This is a genomic window from Luteibacter sp. 1214 (assembly GCF_031455395.1).
Lineage (GTDB): Bacteria > Pseudomonadota > Gammaproteobacteria > Xanthomonadales > Rhodanobacteraceae > Luteibacter > Luteibacter mycovicinus.
This window is the reverse complement of sequence record NZ_JAVDSQ010000005.1, coordinates 144,704-164,194: the sequence shown is the minus strand read 5'-3', so window position 1 is coordinate 164,194 and position 19,491 is coordinate 144,704. Positions and strand designations below refer to the sequence as shown.

17 protein-coding genes are annotated in these 19,491 nt (G+C 65.3%); 2 read left to right on the top strand and 15 right to left on the bottom strand.

Annotation, left to right across the window (positions count from 1 at the left end; translation table 11 throughout):
- Positions 1 to 5 precede the first annotated feature (5 nt).
- The 6 genes from J2X57_RS13400 to J2X57_RS13375 all read right to left on the bottom strand — a co-directional run bounded on the left by J2X57_RS13400 (position 6) and on the right by J2X57_RS13375 (position 6,687).
- On the bottom strand, positions 6 to 419 hold the full coding sequence (locus J2X57_RS13400; RefSeq protein WP_239739775.1) for a GtrA family protein: 414 nt from the start codon (positions 417 to 419) through the stop codon (positions 6 to 8).
- Positions 416 to 1,429: an S-methyl-5-thioribose-1-phosphate isomerase gene (gene mtnA / locus J2X57_RS13395; protein ID WP_036112290.1), complete on the bottom strand. Its 1,014-nt coding sequence runs from the start codon at positions 1,427 to 1,429 to the stop codon at positions 416 to 418. Before mtnA ends, J2X57_RS13400 begins: the two co-directional genes overlap by 4 nt.
- A 90-nt stretch (positions 1,430 to 1,519) precedes the next feature.
- Positions 1,520 to 2,587 (bottom strand): class III poly(R)-hydroxyalkanoic acid synthase subunit PhaC, encoded by a 1,068-nt coding sequence (locus J2X57_RS13390; protein WP_036112288.1) that lies wholly within the window; start codon positions 2,585 to 2,587, stop codon positions 1,520 to 1,522.
- Complete coding sequence (locus J2X57_RS13385) at positions 2,584 to 3,639, bottom strand: poly(R)-hydroxyalkanoic acid synthase subunit PhaE (protein ID WP_309867827.1); 1,056 nt, start codon at positions 3,637 to 3,639, stop codon at positions 2,584 to 2,586. The genes J2X57_RS13390 and J2X57_RS13385 overlap by 4 nt, the downstream gene beginning before the upstream one ends.
- Positions 3,640 to 3,680: 41 nt before the next feature.
- Complete coding sequence (locus tag J2X57_RS13380) at positions 3,681 to 6,038, bottom strand: glycoside hydrolase family 3 N-terminal domain-containing protein (protein WP_309867823.1); 2,358 nt, start codon at positions 6,036 to 6,038, stop codon at positions 3,681 to 3,683.
- Positions 6,039 to 6,120: 82 nt separating this feature from the next.
- Positions 6,121 to 6,687, bottom strand: a complete 567-nt coding sequence (locus tag J2X57_RS13375) for a TetR/AcrR family transcriptional regulator (protein WP_079520971.1) — start codon at positions 6,685 to 6,687, stop codon at positions 6,121 to 6,123.
- 77 nt (positions 6,688 to 6,764) lie between these two features.
- Between J2X57_RS13375 and J2X57_RS13370 the strand changes: the two genes are divergently transcribed.
- Positions 6,765 to 7,514 (top strand): glucose 1-dehydrogenase, encoded by a 750-nt coding sequence (locus tag J2X57_RS13370; RefSeq protein WP_309867820.1) that lies wholly within the window; start codon positions 6,765 to 6,767, stop codon positions 7,512 to 7,514.
- A 122-nt stretch (positions 7,515 to 7,636) separates the two neighbouring features.
- Here J2X57_RS13370 and pnp read toward each other — a convergent pair whose 3' ends face one another.
- The 7 genes from pnp to rimP all read right to left on the bottom strand — a co-directional run bounded on the left by pnp (position 7,637) and on the right by rimP (position 16,747).
- Entirely contained in the window at positions 7,637 to 9,742 is a 2,106-nt protein-coding gene (gene pnp / locus J2X57_RS13365) for a polyribonucleotide nucleotidyltransferase (RefSeq protein WP_036112279.1), read from the bottom strand.
- 30 nt (positions 9,743 to 9,772) lie between these two features.
- Positions 9,773 to 10,039: a 30S ribosomal protein S15 gene (gene rpsO, locus J2X57_RS13360; RefSeq protein WP_036112276.1), complete on the bottom strand. Its 267-nt coding sequence runs from the start codon at positions 10,037 to 10,039 to the stop codon at positions 9,773 to 9,775.
- 143 nt (positions 10,040 to 10,182) lie between these two features.
- A complete protein-coding gene (gene truB / locus J2X57_RS13355; protein ID WP_309867817.1) occupies positions 10,183 to 11,100 on the bottom strand; it encodes a tRNA pseudouridine(55) synthase TruB in 918 nt (305 codons plus the stop codon).
- Between the two features lie 35 nt (positions 11,101 to 11,135).
- Positions 11,136 to 11,510: a 30S ribosome-binding factor RbfA gene (gene rbfA, locus J2X57_RS13350; RefSeq protein ID WP_036112272.1), complete on the bottom strand. Its 375-nt coding sequence runs from the start codon at positions 11,508 to 11,510 to the stop codon at positions 11,136 to 11,138.
- A gap of 77 nt (positions 11,511 to 11,587) precedes the next feature.
- Positions 11,588 to 14,509, bottom strand: coding sequence for a translation initiation factor IF-2 (infB, locus tag J2X57_RS13345; protein ID WP_079520974.1), 2,922 nt, complete (start codon positions 14,507 to 14,509; stop codon positions 11,588 to 11,590).
- 133 nt (positions 14,510 to 14,642) lie between these two features.
- Positions 14,643 to 16,157, bottom strand: coding sequence for a transcription termination factor NusA (gene nusA, locus J2X57_RS13340; RefSeq protein ID WP_036112267.1), 1,515 nt, complete (start codon positions 16,155 to 16,157; stop codon positions 14,643 to 14,645).
- A 44-nt stretch (positions 16,158 to 16,201) separates the two neighbouring features.
- On the bottom strand, positions 16,202 to 16,747 hold the full coding sequence (gene rimP / locus J2X57_RS13335; RefSeq protein ID WP_309867811.1) for a ribosome maturation factor RimP: 546 nt from the start codon (positions 16,745 to 16,747) through the stop codon (positions 16,202 to 16,204).
- A 498-nt stretch (positions 16,748 to 17,245) separates the two neighbouring features.
- Between rimP and J2X57_RS13330 the strand changes: the two genes are divergently transcribed.
- A complete protein-coding gene (locus J2X57_RS13330; RefSeq protein WP_309867808.1) occupies positions 17,246 to 17,875 on the top strand; it encodes a GIY-YIG nuclease family protein in 630 nt (209 codons plus the stop codon).
- 7 nt (positions 17,876 to 17,882) lie between these two features.
- On the opposite strand, the gene J2X57_RS13325 is transcribed toward J2X57_RS13330, so the two are convergent.
- Positions 17,883 to 18,878, bottom strand: coding sequence for a helix-turn-helix domain-containing protein (locus J2X57_RS13325; protein ID WP_309867805.1), 996 nt, complete (start codon positions 18,876 to 18,878; stop codon positions 17,883 to 17,885).
- Positions 18,878 to 19,441: an isochorismatase family protein gene (locus J2X57_RS13320; protein WP_036112262.1), complete on the bottom strand. Its 564-nt coding sequence runs from the start codon at positions 19,439 to 19,441 to the stop codon at positions 18,878 to 18,880. The genes J2X57_RS13325 and J2X57_RS13320 overlap by 1 nt, the downstream gene beginning before the upstream one ends.
- Positions 19,442 to 19,491: the final 50 nt, after the last annotated feature.

Genomic DNA, 19,491 nt, shown 5'->3' with positions numbered 1-19,491 from the left:
ATGACTTACGTAAGTGTTTTCGGCGCACGGAAAACCAGGGTCCTGGCGAACAGATAATTCGCCGTCGCCCCTGCCGCGGAGCCGAACGCGACAGCCACCGCCGGCCACGGGCGAAGGCCCGGAAACGCCTGCAGCACCAGCAGATACACGCCGTTGTTGATCACCGCGCCGACGGCCATCAAAGCCATCCAGTGCAGCCATTCCGCGCGTGCCGTGCGACCGGAATCGCGATGCGCGAAGGTGTGCCGGCTGTTCCACCACCAGGTGAACGTCGCGGCGGACAGGAACGACACGATGCGTGCCGTGTAGACGTTCCAGCCGACGAAGCCGACCAGTGCCTGCGCCATGCCCGCATCGACGCAGAGACCGAGCACGCCGCCCGCCGCGAACAGAGCGACCTCGCGGCGGATGTGCTTCACGGAAACAGGATCCGCATCTGCTCTTCGTCGGGCCTCAGGATCACGCCGCGCTCGGTGACGATCGCGTCGATCAGCTCGGCGGGCGTCACGTCGAACACGGGGTTCCAGGCGTCCGCACCTTCAATGACGGTGCGCGTGCCGGACATCGACAGGAGCTCGGCCGCATCACGCAGTTCGATCTCGATATCGTCGCCGTTGGCCGTCGCCATGTCGACCGTCGTCGACGGTGCCACGACCATGAACTTGACACCATGATGCCGCGCCGCGATGGCCAGCTGGTAGGTACCGATCTTGTTGGCCGTGTCGCCGTTGGCCGCGATGCGGTCGGCACCGACGATCACCCACTTCACCTTGCCGTCCTTCATCAGGTGCGACGCGGCGGAGTCGGCGATCAGACGTGCGGGGATGCCGTCCCGAACGAGTTCCCACATGGTCAGACGGGCACCCTGCTGCCACGGCCGCGTTTCACCGGCGTAGACCTGCTCGATCTGGCCGGAAGCGACGCCGGCGCGAATGACGCCGAGCGCCGTGCCGTAGCCGGCCGTCGCGAGAGAACCCGTGTTGCAGTGCGTGAGTACATGCGACCCGGGCTCGATCAGCGCAGCGCCGAGTTCGCCCATGTGACGATTGGCGGCCAGATCCTCGTCCTGAATGGCTTGCGCCTCGCGTTCGAGTGCGTCCGTATCGGCCCCATCGAGGATGCACCGGTTCATGCGATCCAGCGCCCACATCAGGTTCACCGCCGTGGGCCGCGCGGCGCGCAGAGTCGCGAGGGCCGCGGGCAGGTCTTCGCCGGCCTTCGCCGCCAGTACCACGCCCCAGGCGGCCGCGATGCCGATGGCCGGCGCACCGCGCACGGCGAGGTCGCGAATGGCCGTGGTCACCTGATCGGACGTCGTGCTGTCGAACCAGATTTCCTCGGCGGGGAGGCGGCGCTGATCGAGCAGGCGCAGACGGTCGCCGTGCCACTGCACGGCGCGAATGGAGTCATGGGAGGCGGTCGTATTCATCGCAGCATTATCGCATTCCCACCGGCCGGACGGAGCCAGCGCGGGAAACCTGCGCAGTCGCCACCCGGGTCGTGCGCCGACCGGGAGGACTCAGCGATCCGCCAGCCACTCATGAATGGCCGGGGGCACCAGCTTCTGCGCGCGGCCCGACACGTAGATACCGATGTGACCGCCCTGGAAGGCCAGCGCCGTGTAATCGGTGCTTCCGATCGCGTCCCCGAGCGGTTTCGACGCGGCAGGCGGCACGAGGTGATCCTGCTCGGCGTAGATGTTCAGCACGGGCTGCGTGATGTTTTTCAGGTCGATGCGGTGGCGGCCGACCTTCGCCTCGCCCTTGATCAGAAGGTTCTTCTGGAAGAAGTCGCGCGCGAACTCGCGGAAGGCCTCGCCCGCCTGATCCGGCGAATCGAAGATCCACTTTTCCATGCGCAGAAAATTTTCGACTTCCCGGGGATTATCGAGGACGTCGACCAGGCCCACGTATTTCTGCTGATTGAGCCGCACGGGTTTCAGCGTCAGGTAGGCGAAGTTCATCAGGTCGGCGGGGATGTTGCCCATCGTGTCGACGAACAGGTCGATGTCGACGTTACGCGCCCAGTGCGACAGCATGTTGTCCGGCGTATGGAAGTCCACCGGCGTGACCATGGTGACGAGGTTGCGGACCTTTTCCGGATGCAGCGCGGCGTAGCAAAGAGAGAACACCCCGCCCTGGCAGATGCCGAGCAGGTTCAGCGATTCGTCGCCATGGCGGTCGCGAACCGCGTCCACGCAGCGATCGAGGTAGCCGTCGATATAGTCCTCGAGGGTGAGCCAGCGATCGGCGCCGTCGGGGTAACCCCAGTCGATGAGGTAGACGTCTTCTCCCTGATCGAGCAGGTTGCGCACCATCGAGCGGTCTTCCTGCAGGTCGACCATCCACGGCGTGTTGACCAGCGCATAGCAGATCAGCAGCGGCGTTTTCGCGGTGGGCTTCTTCTCACCCCTGAAGTGCCAGACGGTGAGCTTGTCTTCGGTATAGACGGCTTCGCGCGGCGTCGTACCCAGTTCGATGGGGCCGACATGTCTGAGCGTTTCCATGCCGGCTTCGAGCTTGCGGCGGAACGCATCGACCTCGGCCTGTGCGCGGGCGGGATCGAACGAGAACGGGTTATCGGTCATCGGCTGCCGCCCCGGGAGGTGGCTTTCCTGGCCGTGACTTTTTTAGCGGCGGCTTTTTTAGCTGCGACTTTCCGGGGTGCGGTCTTTGAGGGTGCGGTCTTTGAGGGTGCGCCCTTTGAGGGCGCCGTCTCCACGGGTGCGGATGTCCTGGGCTCGGCCTTCTTCGGCTCACCACCGCGCAGCGATGCAATCTCCGCCTTCAGCGCCTCGACTTCAGCCGCCACGCCCTGCAACTGACGCAGTTCACGACGCACCGCCTGCAGCCGCTCGCCGAGACGATCGACCTCGGTTCGCGTGGGCATGCCCGTCTGTACCGCAAAGCGCTCGACCTGCTTCTGTTGCAGCAGCCTGAGGCGCATCTGCGCGTTCACCAAGGACGCATAGACGTCCTTGAATTCTTCCGACAGCGCAGCCTCACCGTAACTTTCCTCGGCGAGGTTCACCCAGCGGTCGTATACCGAGCGCATGGAGTCTGCGTCCGTCGGCGGCGCCTGCTCGCGGAGCGCCGCGCCGGCGCGATCCTGCACACCCTGCAACAGCGTCTGGTAGCGCTGGTAATGTTCCGCGTAGTCGATCCAGGCGCGCAGCAAGGCCTGCTGTTCTTCCTGCTGTTCACGCGTCAGGCCGAAGGCGGGCATCGACAGCGTTTCACGCGCGACGCGCGCCCAGTCATCGAAGTTCTGCGTACCGGGCTGGGCGGAAGCGCCGGGAGGCGCGCCATAGCCGAACGGTCCCGTTCCGGCGGCGCCTGCGGCGAACGGTGGCATGCCCGGACCGCCTGCGCCGTAAGGCATGGGACCCGGTCCCGTGGCGCCGAAGGGCGGCATGCCGCCCATGGGAAACGGCGGCGCACCGGCGGGCTCGCCCGACGTGAACGAACGCATCCAGTCACCGTAGCCGCCCAGACCGCCAAACATGCGGCTCATGATGTCGGCAGGAGGCACTCCGGGAGCGGTATCGCCCTTGGGATCGAACTGACGGGACCACGCCTCCAGGCCGTCGCGCACGAGGGCCTGGTACTGGTCAATGAAATCGTGGGGTTTATCGGCCATGGGTCTATGTTACGGCACCCGTCGGGCCGCTGCGCCCCGGATCAGGGGGCGATCGTGAACACCGCCTCCTGTTCGGCCCGCGAGCTGCCACCGACCCATACCGTGTACCGGGTCGCCTCGACCACCTGCCTGCTTCTCGCATTCCAGAAGGACAGCTCCGGGAAGCCGAGCTGGAAGGACACCCGCTTCGACTCACCCGGCTGCAGGGGCACCCGTTGGAAGCCCTGCAGCCCGCGCACCGGCTGGGAAACACTGGCGCCGACGTTGCGCACGTAGAGCTGCGCCACCTCCGTCGCAGCACGACGACCCGTGTTCGTCACCGTGGCCGTCACGGTGACGAGGTTTCGCGCATCGGACCGATTCGCCTCCGCCAACGGCACGGACGCGCGCGAGACGCGGACGTCCGAATAACTGAACGTCGTGTACGACAGGCCGTGACCGAACGGATAGAGCGCATCGTTGGGTGCGTCGATATAACGCGATACGTAGGTCGTGTCGTGCGAGGGTGGCAGATGCGTATCGATATCGCCTGCGGGACGCCCGGTCGGCAGTGCGTTGTAATACAGCGGCTCCTGCCCTTCCGTGTACGGGAAACTCATGGTCAGCTTGCCGCTCGGTGCCACATCGCCGAACAGTACATTGGCCACCGCATTACCCGCCTCGGCACCCGGGAACCACACCGCCATGATTGCCGGTACATGCGCGTCCGCCCAGGCAAGTACGAGCGGGCGACCGGAGAACACCAGCAGCACGACGGGCTTGCCGGTGGCTACCACCTGCTCGAGCAACTTCTGCTGATTGCCGGGCAGCCCGAGGTGCGCGCGGGCGCCGGCTTCACCACTCATGTCGGCGGCTTCACCGAGTGCCATCACGACCACGTCCGCTTGCGCGGCGGCCTTGAGCGCCTCGGCAAAACCGGCGTCGGAATCGTCGTCGATCCCGGTGCCCTTCGCGTAGATCAGCTCGCCGCCCTGCGCTTTCATCCGGCCGGCGAGCCCCTTGCGTACCGTGGTGAAGTCATCGAACGTGCGCGCCCCACCCCACGGGCCCTGCATCTCGCTGACCGCGTCCGCCAACGGACCGATCAACGCGACCTTTCGCGCAGCGGGACCGAGCGGAAGCAAGGGCGCGGTACCCACGCGGTCGTTCTTCAGCAACACGAACGACTCCTCCGCCGCACGACGCGCCAATGCGTGGTTGGCCGCCACGGGCGCCTTCAGCTCAACGGTGCGTGCATAGGGATGCTCGAAAAGACCCAGCGCGAACTTCACCCGCAGGACGCGACGCACCGCCTCGTCGACCGTCGCCATCGAGAGCTTGCCCTGCTCCAGCAAGACCGGAATCTGGGTGTCGTAGTAATGGCTCATCATGTCCATCTCCACACCCGCCTCGAGCGCCTTGCGCGTCGCGGCAGCCGCATCGGACGCGATGCCGTGGTGAGTCAGTTCCATGATCGCCGTGTAGTCGCTGACGACGAAGCCGTTGAAGCCCCACTCCTTCCGCAGCACATCGGTCATGAGGTAGGGATCGGCGGTGGCCGGCACGCCGTTCAGCGCGTTGAACGCACTCATCATCGTCGCCGCACCCGCTTCGACCGCCGCGCGATACGGCGGCAGATATACCTGGCGCAGGCGTACGTCGGACATGTCCGTCGTGTTGTATTCCCGACCCGCTTCGGCGGCACCATACGCGGCAAAGTGCTTTACCGAGGCGGCCACGCTATCCGGGCTCGCCAGGTCATCACCCTGATACCCGAGGATGTACGCGCGCGCCATGGCGGAGCCCAGGTAGGCGTCCTCTCCCGCGCCTTCCGCCGAACGCCCCCAACGCGCATCGCGCGAGATATCGACCATGGGTGAGAACACCCACTTCACCCCGCCGCCGGTCGCTTCCAGCGCAGCCATCCGCGAGAGGTCCTGCACGAGCCGCGGATTCCATGTCGCCGACAGTGCGAGAGGGATGGGATAGATGGTGCGGTAGCCGTGGATGATGTCCGCGCCGAACAATAACGGGATGCCAAGACGGCTTTTCAGAGCGGCCTCCTGAAAAGGCCGCGTCTTTTCCGCGCCGACCAGATTGAGTACCGATCCCAGCTGGCCTCGGCGCGCCAATGCCATCGTGTCGACCTGCGTACGCGTTTCGGGATTGGGCGCGAAGGCGTCGTTATCGCCGCCGGCCGACGCGCCCTGGGCCGCGTACTGGACCAGCTGACCGATTTTCTCCTGCAACGTCATACGCGCGAGGAGTGCGTCGATCTTGTTCCCGATATCGGGCGAGGCGATCTGCGCATTGGACGGCCTTGCAGCCATGTCCGCAGGCAGCGCCGTGTCGGCCGCGACGGGTGCCGTGGCGGTACCGAGCAACGCGACGCAGAGAGTGAGGCGAACGGTGTAAGGCATGACGGCTCCGGAAACGATAACCGCCCGAGACTGCCAGCGAAACGTTTACATCGCCATCGGTGCGCGTCGCGGATAAGCGAATTCAGCGCGCCCCAAAACCCTCGAGAAACAGATCGACCCGATGTGCGGTCCGTGCCTTCACGGACGCATCCTGCTCAACGGCGAGCGAGATGGCCATGATCACGCAGACCAGATCGCCGATGGTCACGTCCGGGCGCATGACGCCCGTCTCCTTCGCCCAGAGGAGCAGCCGGCACCCTTCCGCCGTGCTCGCGTGGCATCCCGGCGTTTCGCTTCGCAGCACCGCGCCCAGCGTTGCCGCCAGTCCCCGGTAGTGCGTCGTATGAGCGACGAGTTCGGTGACAAACATCCGGATGGAGGCCATGGGGCCGAGCTCGTCACGCTGACGGCTGGCATCGGCGATCGCGAGAAGACGCTCGTCACTCATGGCCGCGAGAAGGTCTTCCCGGGTGGGGAATCGACGGTAGAGCGTACCGATGCCGACGTTGGCGCGCCTGGCGACCTCCTCCAGCGAAGCATCCGCACCGCGCTCCACGAAGACGGCTTCGGCGGCCTCGAGAATCCGCGCACGATTACGGGCCGCATCCGCGCGCAGCGGCGCCTCGTCACTGACCATCTTCTTGTTCATCGACGCCCTCGATTGCAAAGCGGATGATGCCTCCATATAGTAAGTGGAGCAATCCTCCACTTAGACAAGGATCAGATATGGCAACGCGGTTTGAAAACAAGGTCGTCGTCATCACGGGCGGCAGCGAGGGCATCGGTCTCGCCACGGCGCGGCAGTTCGCCGCCGAGGGCGCGAAGGTCTATATCACCGGACGCCGACAGGACCGTCTCGACGAGGCGGTGGCCAGGATCGGCCACGGGGCGGTCGGCGTCCAGGGCGACGCCTCGAACCTGGACGATCTCGACCGGCTATACGACCGGGTGAAGCGGGACCACGGCAAGCTGGACGTCGTTTTCGCGAACGCCGGCGTGGCGGAAGTCGAACCGCGACCCGTGGGATCGATCGACGAGGCGGGCTTCGATCACGTCTTCGGGCTCAACGTGCGCGGCCTGCTCTTCAGCGTGCAGAAGGCGCTTCCCCTGCTGCAGGACGGTGGCGCGATCGTCCTCAACGGCTCGGTTGCCGGCAGCAAGGGTTTCCCGGGCCAGTCGCTGTACAACGCGAGCAAGGCGGCGGTCCGGTCGTTTGCGCGCAGCTGGACGACAGACCTGAAGGACCGGGGCATCCGGGTGAATGTCGTGTCGCCGAGCGGCACCGAGACGACGCCGATGCGTCGCTATCTCGAGGCACGCCCCGGGGTAGAGGACATCATCAACCAGATGGTGCCGATGGGACGGCTGGGGCTGCCGGATGAGGTCGCACGGGCGGTGCTTTTCCTGGCGTCCGGCGAAAGCAGCTATATCGCCGGCACGGAGTTGTTTGTCGATGGGGGGTCGATGGCGGTGTGAGGCTCGGCGTCGCCGCTTTGTTGGCTTTTCGCGCGCGGGGCGCGCTCCTACCATGGCGCCATGCATGTGACAAAAAAAACGGCGCCTTTCGGCGCCGTTTTTTACACGCACGGGGCGATGAATCAGCCCGTGACGTTTTCATCTTCGGTGACGGCCTTCATCGACAGGCGGATACGGCCCTGCTTGTCGACTTCGAGGACCTTGACCTTGACGATGTCGCCTTCCTTGAGCTTGTCGGAAACCTTCTCGACGCGCTCGCTGGAGATCTGCGACACGTGCACCAGACCATCCTTGCCCGGCATGATCGTCACGAATGCACCGAAGTCCATCAGCTTGGCGACCTTGCCTTCGTAGATGCGGCCCGGCTCGACGTCGGAGACGATCTGCTCGATGCGCTTGCGGGCAGCTTCGGCTGCTTCGCGGTTCACCGAGGCGATCACGACGTTGCCGTCGTCCGTGATGTCGATCGTGGTACCGGTCTCTTCCGTGATCGAACGGATGGTCGCGCCACCCTTGCCGATCACTTCGCGGATCTTGTCCGGGTGGATCTTGATCGTGAGCAGGCGCGGTGCGAACTCGCTCATTTCCGAGCGGGCTTCGGTGATGCACTTGGCCATTTCGCCGAGGATGTGCAGACGACCGCGCTTGGCCTGGGCCAGCGCCGAACGCATGATCTCTTCGGTGATGCCGTCGACCTTGATGTCCATCTGCAGCGCGGAAACGCCATCGGCGGTACCGGCCACCTTGAAGTCCATGTCACCGAGGTGATCTTCGTCACCGAGGATGTCGGACAGCACGACGAAGTCGTTGCCTTCCTTCACCAGACCCATGGCGATACCGGCGACGGCCGACTTCAGCGGAACGCCCGCGTCCATCATGGCCAGCGACGAACCGCAGACCGATGCCATCGACGAGGAACCGTTCGACTCGGTGATTTCCGAGACGACGCGGATCACGTACGGGAACTCTTCGATCGTCGGCTTGACCGCCTGCACGCCGCGCTTCGCGAGACGGCCGTGGCCGATTTCGCGACGCTTCGGGCTGCCGACGCGACCGGTCTCGCCGACCGAGAACGGAGGGAAGTTGTAATGGAAGAGGAACGTGTCCTTCCACTCGCCTTCCGGCGCGTCGATAAGCTGCGAGTCACGCGTGGTGCCGAGCGTGGCAACGACCAGCGCCTGGGTTTCACCGCGGGTGAACAGCGCCGAACCGTGCGTGCGCGGCAGGACGCCGACGCGCACCGAGATCGGGCGGACGTCGTCGAGCTGGCGACCGTCGATACGGACCTTGGTGCTGAGCACGCCGTCGCGCAGGGTGCGGTACTCGACTTCGCCGAAGGCGTTGCCGATGTCGCCATCGGTCCAGCCATTGGCTTCGGCGTCGGCGGCGATGGAAGCCTTCACGTCGCTCTTGAGCGCGCTGATGACGTCACGACGCGCCAGCTTGTCGCGGATCTGGAAGGCTTCGGCGAAACGGTTGCCGACGGCGGCCTTGACCGCGTCGTACAGGGCCGTCTTGGCCGCCGGGGCTTCCCACTTGAACGTCTTGGCGCCGGCTTCGGCGACGAAGGCGTTGATCGTGTCGATCGCCGCCTGCATCTGCTGGTGGCCGAAGACCACCGAGCCGAGCATGACGTCTTCGCTGAGCAGCTTGGCTTCCGACTCGACCATCATCACGGCGCTGGACGTACCGGCCACGACGAGGTCGAGGTCCGAGGTCTTCAGCTGCGTGGCGGTCGGGTTGAGGATGTACTGGCCGTTGGCGTAGCCGACGCGCGCCGCACCGATCGGGCCCTTGAAGGGCACACCGGCGAGCGACATGGCCGCGGAGGCACCGAGCAGCGCCGGGATGTCACCGTCGACTTCCGGATTCAGCGAGACGACCTGGGCGATGACCTGGATCTCGTTGCGGAACTCTTCCGGGAACAGCGGACGAAGCGGACGATCGATGAGGCGCGAAGTCAGCGTCTCCTTCTCGGTCGGACGGCCTTCGCGCTTGAAGAAGCCACCCGGGATGCGACCCGCGGAGTAGAACTTCTCCATGTAGTCGACCGTGAGGGGGAAGAAGTCCTGGCCTTCGCGCGCCTTGGGCGCCGCGACGACCGTCACCAGGACGACGGTGCCGCCCATGCTGACCATGACCGCACCGGAGGCCTGCCGGGCGATTTCGCCCGTCTCCAGTGTGACTTCGTGAGAACCGTACTGGAATGACTTGGTTACTTTCGCCACTTCGATCTCTCCTCGTCCTGTTCCGGTGAATTAACGGCGCAGGCCGAGGCGTTCGATCAGGGTCTGGTAGCGAGCGAGGTCGTTCGTCTTGAGATAGGCAAGCAGCTTCTTGCGCTGATTGACCATCTTCAGCAGACCGCGACGCGAGTGGTGATCCTGCTTGTGCGCCTGGAAGTGATCCTGGAGCTGGAGGATGTTGGCGGACAGCAGGGCGACCTGGACTTCGGTCGAGCCGGTGTCGTTTTCCTTGCGGCCGTAATCCTTGATGATCTGACCAGTCTGTTCGGGAGTAAGCATGTGTATCGATTCCTTAAAAGCGGATACGAGACTTGCGCAACCTCAACGGATACCGATGAAGTTGCGCAAGCCTCGCTTTTGAATGAAAGCTGTTAAACGAGCACGTAATTGTAACGTCCTGCGCGTAGCGGCAACAAGCCCGGTCAGACGGGCGGCATGTTCAGGCCCCGCACGATCCTCAGGATGCCGTCTTCGCCGGCTTCCCCGAGCGCCATCAGGCGCCCGTCGGCACCCCAGACACCGCAGCGACCGGGTGAAACGCCCTGCCCCAGCGGCACCGGCTGGCCGAAACCGAGGACACGGGTCCGTTCCGGGTCGAGTTCCACCCGGGGAATATGACTGAGTCCGGCGTCGACCGGCAAAATACAGGCTTCGAGTGGATCCGGCCCGGTTTCGGCAGCGATGCGAAGTTCGTCCAGCGTCACCATCGCCGGCGCCATGAACGGCTCGACCCAGAGCCGGCGCAAGCCCGTGAGGTGGGCGCCGCAACCGAGGTTCGCACCGAGATCCACCGCAAGGCTGCGCACGTACGTCCCCGAGCCACACTCGACCATCAGGCGCACGGTGTCGCCCTCGCGACCGATCACCTCGAGACGGTACACGTCGACCTCGCGCGCCGGCACGTCGACGTCCTCACCGCGGCGGGCACGGACATACAGCGGCACGCCGCCCTGCTTGATCGCCGAATACGCGGGAGGGATCTGCACGATGTGCCCGCGCAGGGGCGCCAGCGCGGCTTCGATGACCGCATCGTCCAGCGCGGGCACCGGGCGTGTCTCCACCACCTCGCCCTCGAGATCGGCGGTGGTCGTGGTCACACCCAGGCGAACCTCAGCCTCGTAGGCCTTGCGCGAGCCGAGCAACCAGCCGGCGAGCTTCGTCGCCTCGCCGAAGCACAGTGGCAACAGGCCCGTGGCGAGCGGATCGAGGCTGCCGGTATGGCCACCCTTGGAGGCGCCCACGAGCCTACGCGCCGTCTGCAGCGCCTGGTTGGAACTCAGGCCGAGCGGCTTGTCGAGCAGAAGGATGCCGTGCAGGTCACGGAAGGTTCGGCGATTCATCACACACGCTTACCCGCGCGCCAGGCGCGCGGTCATCAGGTTTCGTCGGACGGATCGGCCGGCGGAACGGGGTTTTCGCGCAGCAGGCGCTCGATGCGCTCGCCGGTATCGACGGATTCGTCGTACTTGAAACGCAGCTGCGGCACGCGACGCAGGATCATCGACTTCGACAGCGAATGACGGAACTCGGGGGCGAGCTCCTTCAGCGCCTTGACCACCACCGCCGACTGGTCGGGCATCAGCGCCGTCACCCACACGGTGGCCCAGTCGAGGTCACGGGTTACTTCCACATCCGACACGCTGACCGAAGGCAGCGCGTGGTCGCGCACGGCGGCGTGGACCAGTTCACCGATTTCACGGCGAAGCTGGGCGGACACGCGGTCGGTACGCTTGAAATCACGGGACGGCATATCCGCCTCCAGCCTGAATAAGGTGCACTAACGAAAAAGCCTCCCCGGCGTATGCCGGGGAGGCGCATTGCATGCCGTTACAGCGTGCGCGGCACTTCGATACGCTCGAAGCACTCGATCTGGTCGCCGACCTTGACGTCGTTGTACTGCTTGACCGCGATACCGCATTCCATGCCGTTACGGACCTCGTCGACGAGTTCCTTGAAGCGGCGCAGCGACTCGAGTTCGCCCTGGAACACCACCACGTTGTCACGCAGCACGCGGATCGGCTTGGAGCGCTTCACCAGGCCCTCGACGATCATGCAGCCCGCGACCGCGCCGAACTTCGACGAACGGAACACGTCGCGGACCTGCGCGATACCGATGATCTCTTCGCGAATCTCGACACCGAGCAGACCCGACGCCGCCTGCTTCACCTGATCGATGACGTCGTAAATGATCGAGAAGTAGCGGACATCGAGACCGTTGGTATCGATCACCTTGCGTGCCGACGCATCCGCACGGACGTTGAAGCCGATGATCAGCGCCTTGGACGCCGCCGCCAGCGTGGCTTCCGACTCGGTGATGCCACCCACGCCGGACGAGATCACGTTCACCTTGACCAGCTCGTTGCCGATCTGGGTGAGCGAATCGCGCAGCGCCTCGACCGAACCCTGCACATCCGCCTTGACGAGGATGTTGAGGGTCTGCTGGCCCTGACCCTGACCCATCTGGGCCATGATGTCTTCCAGACGGTTGGATTTGCTGACCAGGCGGGTCTCGCGACGCTTGAGCAGACGCTCAGCCGCCACTTCGCGCGCCAGACGCTCGTCCTTCACGGCGACGAAATCGTCACCCGACTCGGGCACGCCCGACAGACCCAGGACCTGGACCGGAATCGACGGACCGGCTTCATTGACCTGCTTGCCGGTTTCGTCGACGAGCGCACGCATGCGGCCGTATTCGACACCGCAGACGACGAAGTCGCCCTTCTTCAGCGTGCCCTGCTGCACCAGCACCGTCGCCACCGGACCGCGACCGCGGTCGAGGCTGGATTCGATCACGACACCCGAAGCGCGGCCATCGGCCACTGCCTTGAGCTCCATGATTTCAGCCTGGATCGAGATGGCGTCGAGCAGCGCGTCCACGCCGTCGCCCGTCTTCGCCGAAAGCGGCACGAACGGAGTATCGCCACCCCACTCTTCAGGGATGACTTCGAGAAGGCCGAGGCCCTGCTTGACGTTGTCCGGGTTGGCGCCGGACTTGTCCATCTTGTTGACCGCGACGATCAGCGGCACCTTGGCGGCGCGCGCGTGCTTCACGGCTTCCTGCGTCTGCGGCATGACACCGTCGTCGGCGGCGACCACGAGCACCACGATATCCGTCGACTGCGCGCCGCGGGCACGCATGGACGTAAACGCCGCATGGCCCGGGGTGTCGAGGAAGGTGATGACGCCACGGCTGGTTTCGACGTGGTAAGCGCCGATGTGCTGCGTAATGCCACCCGCTTCGCCGGAGGCGACCTTGGTACGACGGATGTAGTCGAGCAGCGAGGTCTTGCCGTGGTCGACGTGACCCATGATCGTGACGACCGGCGGACGCGTGACCTTGTCGCCCTCGAGCTCCGCATTTTGCGTGTGCGTCGCGAGCGCGGCTTCGGCGTCGTTCTCGGTGGCGCGAACCGGGTTGTGACCCAGTTCTTCGACCACGAGCGCGGCGGTGTCATGGTCGATCGTCTGATTGATCGTGGCCATGACGCCCATCTTGAACAGCGCCTTCACCACCTCGGCGCCCTTGACGGCCATCTTCTGGGCCAGCTCGGTCACGAGGTTGTTGTCGCCGATCACGACGTCACGGACCACGGCGGCGGTCGGACGGGTGAAGCCGTGCGGACCGCCCGACGAGGCGGCGCCACGCGACGCCGTCATGCGGCCACGGTCCTTGCCACCGCCACGACGGTTGTTGCTGGACGAGCGGCGTGCGCGGTCGGCATCGGAAAGATGCATTTCGCCACCGGCGAAGCGCTTGCCACCGGCTTCACGATCGTTACGACCGCCACCGCCGGGAGCACCGCCACCACCACCGTGCTTCGGACGCGCGTTGCCGCGCGTATCGTTGGCGGCAGCCACGGCACCGGGTGCCGGACGCGGAGCGGCCGGACGTGCGGCGGCGGGAGCCGCCGCGACAGGTGCCGGAGCCGGAGCCGGCGCGGGCGCCGGCGGCGGGACAGGCTTGGACACCACGCGCTCGCGCTTGCGCGGCTCGTGAATGCGCGGAAGGATCATGCCGAGCGAACGCGTATCGAGCTTGGCGGTCTGGTGCGTCGGCAGGCCATCGTCGCCCAGCGGCGCGGTGGACACCGGGGCCTCAGGGGTCGCTTCCGGCGCGGCCGCAGGCGCGGCGGCCGGCGTCACGGCGGCTTCAGCGCTGGCGGCCGCGGCACGTGCCGCTTCGGCGCGTGCATGCTGCTCGGCAGCTTCTTCAGCCTGACGGCGTGCTTCGGCGGCGGCTTCTTCCTGACGGCGTGCTTCGGCCTCGGCTTCGCGACGGGCCGCTTCGGCCTGATCGCGACGCTCGGCTTCTTCACGGCGCTCCGATTCCTCGTGCTCGCGCTGAGCCTGCGATTCGGCCAGCTTGCGCACGGCGTCCTCGCGCTCCGGCTCGTGCGACGCATCCTCGGCGATGGCGCTGCGCTTGACGTACGTACGCTTGGCACGGACCTCGACGTTGACCGTCTTGGCCGGACCGGCACCACGACCGGAACCGGACGCCACCTTCAGCTCGCCGACCGTGCGGCGCTTCAGGGTGATCTGTCGCGGCGCGGAGGCGTCCCCTTCGGGAGCGGCCTCGTTCTTGCCGTGGGTGCGACGCAGGAAACCCAGCAGCTTCACCTTTTCGGTGCTGCTGATGACCTGCTCCGCATCGGAGAAATTCATGCCGGCTTCGCCAAGCTGCCCGAGCAGCTTGTCGACCGGTAGGCCCAGTTGATGGGCGAGTTGTTTGATAGTGACGTCCGACATGGTTCTTTATTCTCCGCCTTTCCCGCGCGTAACCTTACGTGCCGACGATGACCCGTACGGCTGCCTCCATCCCTGGCGGGAGACCTCATGGCCTCCCTCGAGGCGTCCGTCCAGGACGCTTCCGGTCTCGCGCTTAACCACCTTTCTCCAGGCGGGCGATCATCGGAGCGCGCGCAGCCATGATCAGCTGCGATGCGCGGTCCTCCGTCATGCCTTCGATATCGATGAGCTCGTCGACGGCGAGATCGCCGAGGTCGTCGAGCGTCTTGATGCCACGGTCCGCCAGCGCGATAGCGACCGTTTCGTCCATGCCGTCCAGGCCGAGCAGTTCTTCGTCGACCGCGACTTCCTCGACGCCTTCCTCGGCGGCGAGCGCCTCGGTCAGCAGGGCGTCACGGGCACGGGCACGGAGTTCCTCGACGATGTCTTCGTCGAAGCCTTCCACCGCCAGCAGCTCGGCACTCGGCACGTAAGCAATTTCTTCGATCGACGAGAAACCTTCCTGCACCAGGATGCTGGCGATTTCTTCGTCGACTTCGAGCTTGTCCTGGAACAGCGCCAGGGCGGCAGCCTGCTCGGCCTCGCTCTTGGCGGTGACCTGATCCTGTGTCATCACGTTGAGCTGCCAGCCGGTGAGCTTGCTCGCCAGGCGGACGTTCTGACCACCGCGACCGATCGCCTGGGACAGCTTGTCCTCGGCGACGGCGATATCCATGGAGTGCTTTTCCTCGTCCATGATGATCGACTGCACTTCGGCCGGCGCCATCGCATTGATGACGTACTGAGCCTGATTCTCGTGCCACAGGATGATGTCGACGCGCTCACCGTTGAGCTCGTTGGACACGGCCTGGACGCGCGAACCGCGCATGCCGATGCAGGCGCCGATCGGATCGGTGCGGCTGTCGTGGGCGACCACGGCGATCTTGGCGCGGTCGCCCGGATCGCGGGCGCAGCCCTTGATTTCGACGAGGCCCTGACCGACTTCCGGCACTTCGAGCTTGAACAGTTCGATCATGAACTCCGGCGCGCTGCGCGAGACGAACAGCTGCGGACCACGGATTTCCGACTTCACTTCGTACAGGTAACCGCGGACGCGGTCGCCGACGCGGGCCGACTCACGGGGAATCGTCTTGTCGCGCGGAATGAACGCCTCGGCGTTGCTGCCCAGGTCGAGGTAGACGTTGCCGCGCTCGACGCGCTTGACGATACCGGTGACCAGCTCGCCCACGCGATCGACGAAGGCGTCGACGACCTGCTGACGCTCGGCTTCGCGAACGCGCTGCACGATCACCTGCTTGGCGGCCTGCGCGGCGATGCGGCCGAATTCGGCGTTTTCGATCTGATGCTCGATCCAGCCACCGACTTCGGCGACTTCGCCTTCACCGGCTTCGTCTTCGGCGTCCATCAGGCGGATCTGGTAGGACGGATCCTCCATCTCGCCGTCGTTCTCGATGATCTCCCAGCGACGGAAGGTCTCGTAGTCGCCCGTATTGCGGTCGATTTCGACCCGGATGTCCGGATCTTCCTCGGGGTAGCGCTTTTTCGCGGCCGAAGCCAGCGCCGCTTCCATGGCGTCGAAAATCACTTCGCGCGGCACGCCTTTTTCATTGGCGACCGCGTCGACTACCAGCAAAAGTTCTTTGCTCATTGCCGCTACTCCCGTAAGGATGCCCCGCGGCACCCCATCAATCGTTATTTAGGTTTCTTACCGCCCGGCGTGGGCTTCGGCTGCGGCGCATAGCCGAGTGCCACCCAGTCGGGAACCACGCGGGCGCTTTCGACGTCCGCATGCTCGAATTCGAATCGGCCAGCCTCGCCCTCGACCACAATGTGCTCGCCGTTTACTTCAACGACGTTGCCCTTGAGGCGACGGCGACCGTCGACCGGGGCTTTGAGCAGCACCTTGATCTCCTGACCACTGACACGGGCGAACTGCTCCGCCGTGAAGAGGGGACGATCGATACCGGGAGAGGAGACTTCCAGTACATAGTTGCCGGGGATCGGATCTTCAACGTCCAGGTAAGCCGAGAACTCGCGGCTTGCCGCTTCGCAATCCTCGACGGCGACCTCGACGGGGAGCTCCGCGCCCTTGCGACGTTCGCGCTCGGCCTCGAGCACGTCCAGATAGACGCGCAGCGTCATCTGTCCGTCGGACGGACCGAACTCCATACCCAGCACTTCGAGGCCGAGCTCGGCCACGATCTCTGAAAAGCGTTGTGAAAGTGCGTTGGTATCCACGTTACCTGCGGTTTTTCCATTCGCCAGAAACAAAAAAAGGGCGCGAGCGGCCCATTCCATTACGTCGCCGATGTATCCGACACTTTCCTCCAGCGAACGCCGCGATGCCCTGACGGCGCTCACGAAAATGTCGCAGGACGCCTCCGTGCGCCCAACAAAAAAGCCTCACGAGGAGGCTTTCTTGTAAAAAGAAAGTTCCTGAAGCAGCCAGCGACGAAAGGCCGTAACCGATGTCAATGGCGCTTAAGATTCACTGAGTCTATCGTATTTTACCGCCGTCATGCAAGGTCGGGGACCTGAACCCGCGTCCGCCCGAGCCCGTCGGACCGCATTGCGGACGGAGCGTTGCCGGCGGGAACGTCACTTAGCGCTCCGCGCGTCCGTGCTCCGGATTCGTCCGTAAATTCATGCAGTTGCGTACGCCTGCCCGTTCCAGGCCTGCCACGCTGCCGGTTCCGTATCGCACGTGGCGAGACACCGACAGGCGATCCTTTCCCCATGCATGAAGAAACACCGTATCCCCGCTTCGCCTCACAAGGCCGCGCGTATGTCTACGTGCTGCCATGTCGTGACGAAGACCTGCTGAAGGTCGGCTTCTCGCGTGACCCGTTCACGCGCTTCAGCACCCTGCACCGTCGGTTCTTCGACTTTTTCGATCTGGATCGCGGGATGTTGCTCGACGCCGAACGGGTCATCCACGCACGACGTATCGAGCGACTGCTCATCGAGGCCTTCGCCGGGCAGCGCGCCAACGCCCCGCTGGTCGTACCGGTTTCCGCCGCCGGGCATACCGAATGGTATCGCGGCGTGCACGGGGAGGTCGGCACGCTGCTCGGGGAGATCGCCGCCGCGGAGAGTCTTTCGTTGGAGCGGAGTCTGAGCCCCTGGCTACGCGGCTACCTGGAGGCGCGGGCCGATCTTCTGCACGACTGGTCGCTGCGCGTCGTCGATACGCTCGACTGGGCAACGCACAACGCGCCCGGGGACCCGGGCGCGCCGAAACTGCGCCGCGCACTGCTGGATACGCTGGACATGTTCTCCGCCGCGGGACTGACGATCGACGCGCTCGTACCCGATCGCGTGCTGGAGTGGTACGCCAACGGCGAGCATCGCCGCCTGTTCGGTTAACGGCGCATCAAGAGGCCAGATCGCGCGACCGGCTCGGCGGCAACGCGTTCCACCGCCCCCACGCCCGACGCAGCTGCCTTGCCGACCCGAAACCCGAACGCTCGGCGACCGCCTCCATGTCCAGCTGCGAACCTGACAGCAATTCGCTGGCCAGAGCCACCCGCATGCGGTTTACGTAGTCGGTGACGCTCATCCCCGCATGCTCGTTGAACAACCGGGACAGGTGTCGCGGACTGATAGCCGCTTCGCGCGCCAGCGCCGTCACCGTCCACTCGCGGGCGGGATCGCCGGCCACGGCGTCCTGTGCGCGATGGATGGAGGGATGCATGTGGTTGCGACCCTCGAGCCACGGTGACAGTTGCGGATCGTCGCCTGCGCGCCGCAGATAAACGACGAGAAATCGCGCCACGGCGACCGCCACCGGCGCGCCGGCAAGACCGGCGACGATGTGCAGCATCAGGTCGATACCAGCGGTGATACCGGCACTGGTGAGGCGCTCGCCATCCACGACATAAAGGCGGTTTTCACGGACGTGAGCGGAAGGTGCCTCGCGCGCCAGTTGATCGGTGCAACCGTGGTGGGTCGTACATGCATGCCCGTCGAGCAAGCCGGCCCGTGCCGCGAGGATCGCACCGGAACAGATCGTCGCCACGCGGATGCCAGGACGCACCGAGCGGCGAAGCCAGTCGACGATGGCCTGCTCGTGCGCGGCATGCTGCGCGTCGCCGGTCACCGGCTCTCCAAGCGGCAGGTCCGCGTGGCCCGGCACCACGACCAGCGTATCGTCGGGCAGTCGCGCCGGCATGGGCCGGATGCCCGATATCGTCATACCCACCGAGCTCCCAAGCGTCCGTGCAGGCCCGATGTAGACCACATCGAAATGTACCGCTGCCTGCTCGAGGTTGGCCTTGCGCAACACCTCAATGGGCCCTGCCACGTCCAGCAGCAGCACCCGCGGCGGCACGACCACATAGACGGGGATCCGGCGAGGTGTCGTTTGCATCATGCGGCCCTGAGTGCCTGCGTTTCGAGCGCGGCATCCACCGTCACGATGCGGGCGAAGCGGTCCGCGAGAACCAGCTCCGTCCGCGCGCGGATCTCGGCCGCGCTCCACTCGCGACCCGTGACATCCACCATCGGGAACGTGAGCGTCGCCTCGCCGACGAAGTCGACGGCGTAGCCAAGGTCCGAAGCGTGGCGGGTCGTCGTCTCACAGCACTGTTCGGTGCGGATGCCCGAGACGATCAGACGACGGACAGCGTTCGTGGTCAGCCATACGTCGAGGCCGGACCCGACCAGCGCGCTGTGGCGCCGCTTACGAAAGACGGCATCGGCATCGATCCGCAACGGCTTCAACGGCGTAACCAGCCCGGATGCCTCGCTGAACGGACCGGTATCCTCGACATGGAACACCTGGACCACGCGGATGCCAGCACGCTTCGCGCCATCGATGAGAGCCTGCTGACGCTCGATATACCCGTCGACGTCGTCTGTCCGCCAGTAGGGGCGGGAACGGAACGACTCCTGGGCATCGATGACGATCAGCGCGGTTTCGGAAGCGGACATGGCGGAGCTCCTCTCGTGGGAATGAGGACAGTTTCCGCGCATGAACGCAA

Excerpts from the sequence above, each read along its gene's own strand:
- truB (WP_309867817.1), bottom strand. The coding sequence starts at position 11,100 with ATGAATCGCCGAACCTTCCGTGACCTGCACGGCATCCTTCTGCTCGAC.
- J2X57_RS13330 (WP_309867808.1), top strand. The coding sequence starts at position 17,246 with ATGCATGAAGAAACACCGTATCCCCGCTTCGCCTCACAAGGCCGCGCG.
- mtnA (WP_036112290.1), bottom strand. The coding sequence starts at position 1,429 with ATGAATACGACCGCCTCCCATGACTCCATTCGCGCCGTGCAGTGGCAC.
- J2X57_RS13375 (WP_079520971.1), bottom strand. The coding sequence starts at position 6,687 with ATGAACAAGAAGATGGTCAGTGACGAGGCGCCGCTGCGCGCGGATGCG.
- rbfA (WP_036112272.1), bottom strand. The coding sequence starts at position 11,510 with ATGCCGTCCCGTGATTTCAAGCGTACCGACCGCGTGTCCGCCCAGCTT.
- nusA (WP_036112267.1), bottom strand. The coding sequence starts at position 16,157 with ATGAGCAAAGAACTTTTGCTGGTAGTCGACGCGGTCGCCAATGAAAAA.
- J2X57_RS13390 (WP_036112288.1), bottom strand. The coding sequence starts at position 2,587 with ATGACCGATAACCCGTTCTCGTTCGATCCCGCCCGCGCACAGGCCGAG.
- J2X57_RS13385 (WP_309867827.1), bottom strand. The coding sequence starts at position 3,639 with ATGGCCGATAAACCCCACGATTTCATTGACCAGTACCAGGCCCTCGTG.
- J2X57_RS13380 (WP_309867823.1), bottom strand. The coding sequence starts at position 6,038 with ATGCCTTACACCGTTCGCCTCACTCTCTGCGTCGCGTTGCTCGGTACC.
- rpsO (WP_036112276.1), bottom strand. The coding sequence starts at position 10,039 with ATGCTTACTCCCGAACAGACTGGTCAGATCATCAAGGATTACGGCCGC.
- infB (WP_079520974.1), bottom strand. The coding sequence starts at position 14,509 with ATGTCGGACGTCACTATCAAACAACTCGCCCATCAACTGGGCCTACCG.
- J2X57_RS13320 (WP_036112262.1), bottom strand. The coding sequence starts at position 19,441 with ATGTCCGCTTCCGAAACCGCGCTGATCGTCATCGATGCCCAGGAGTCG.
- J2X57_RS13370 (WP_309867820.1), top strand. The coding sequence starts at position 6,765 with ATGGCAACGCGGTTTGAAAACAAGGTCGTCGTCATCACGGGCGGCAGC.
- J2X57_RS13325 (WP_309867805.1), bottom strand. The coding sequence starts at position 18,878 with ATGCAAACGACACCTCGCCGGATCCCCGTCTATGTGGTCGTGCCGCCG.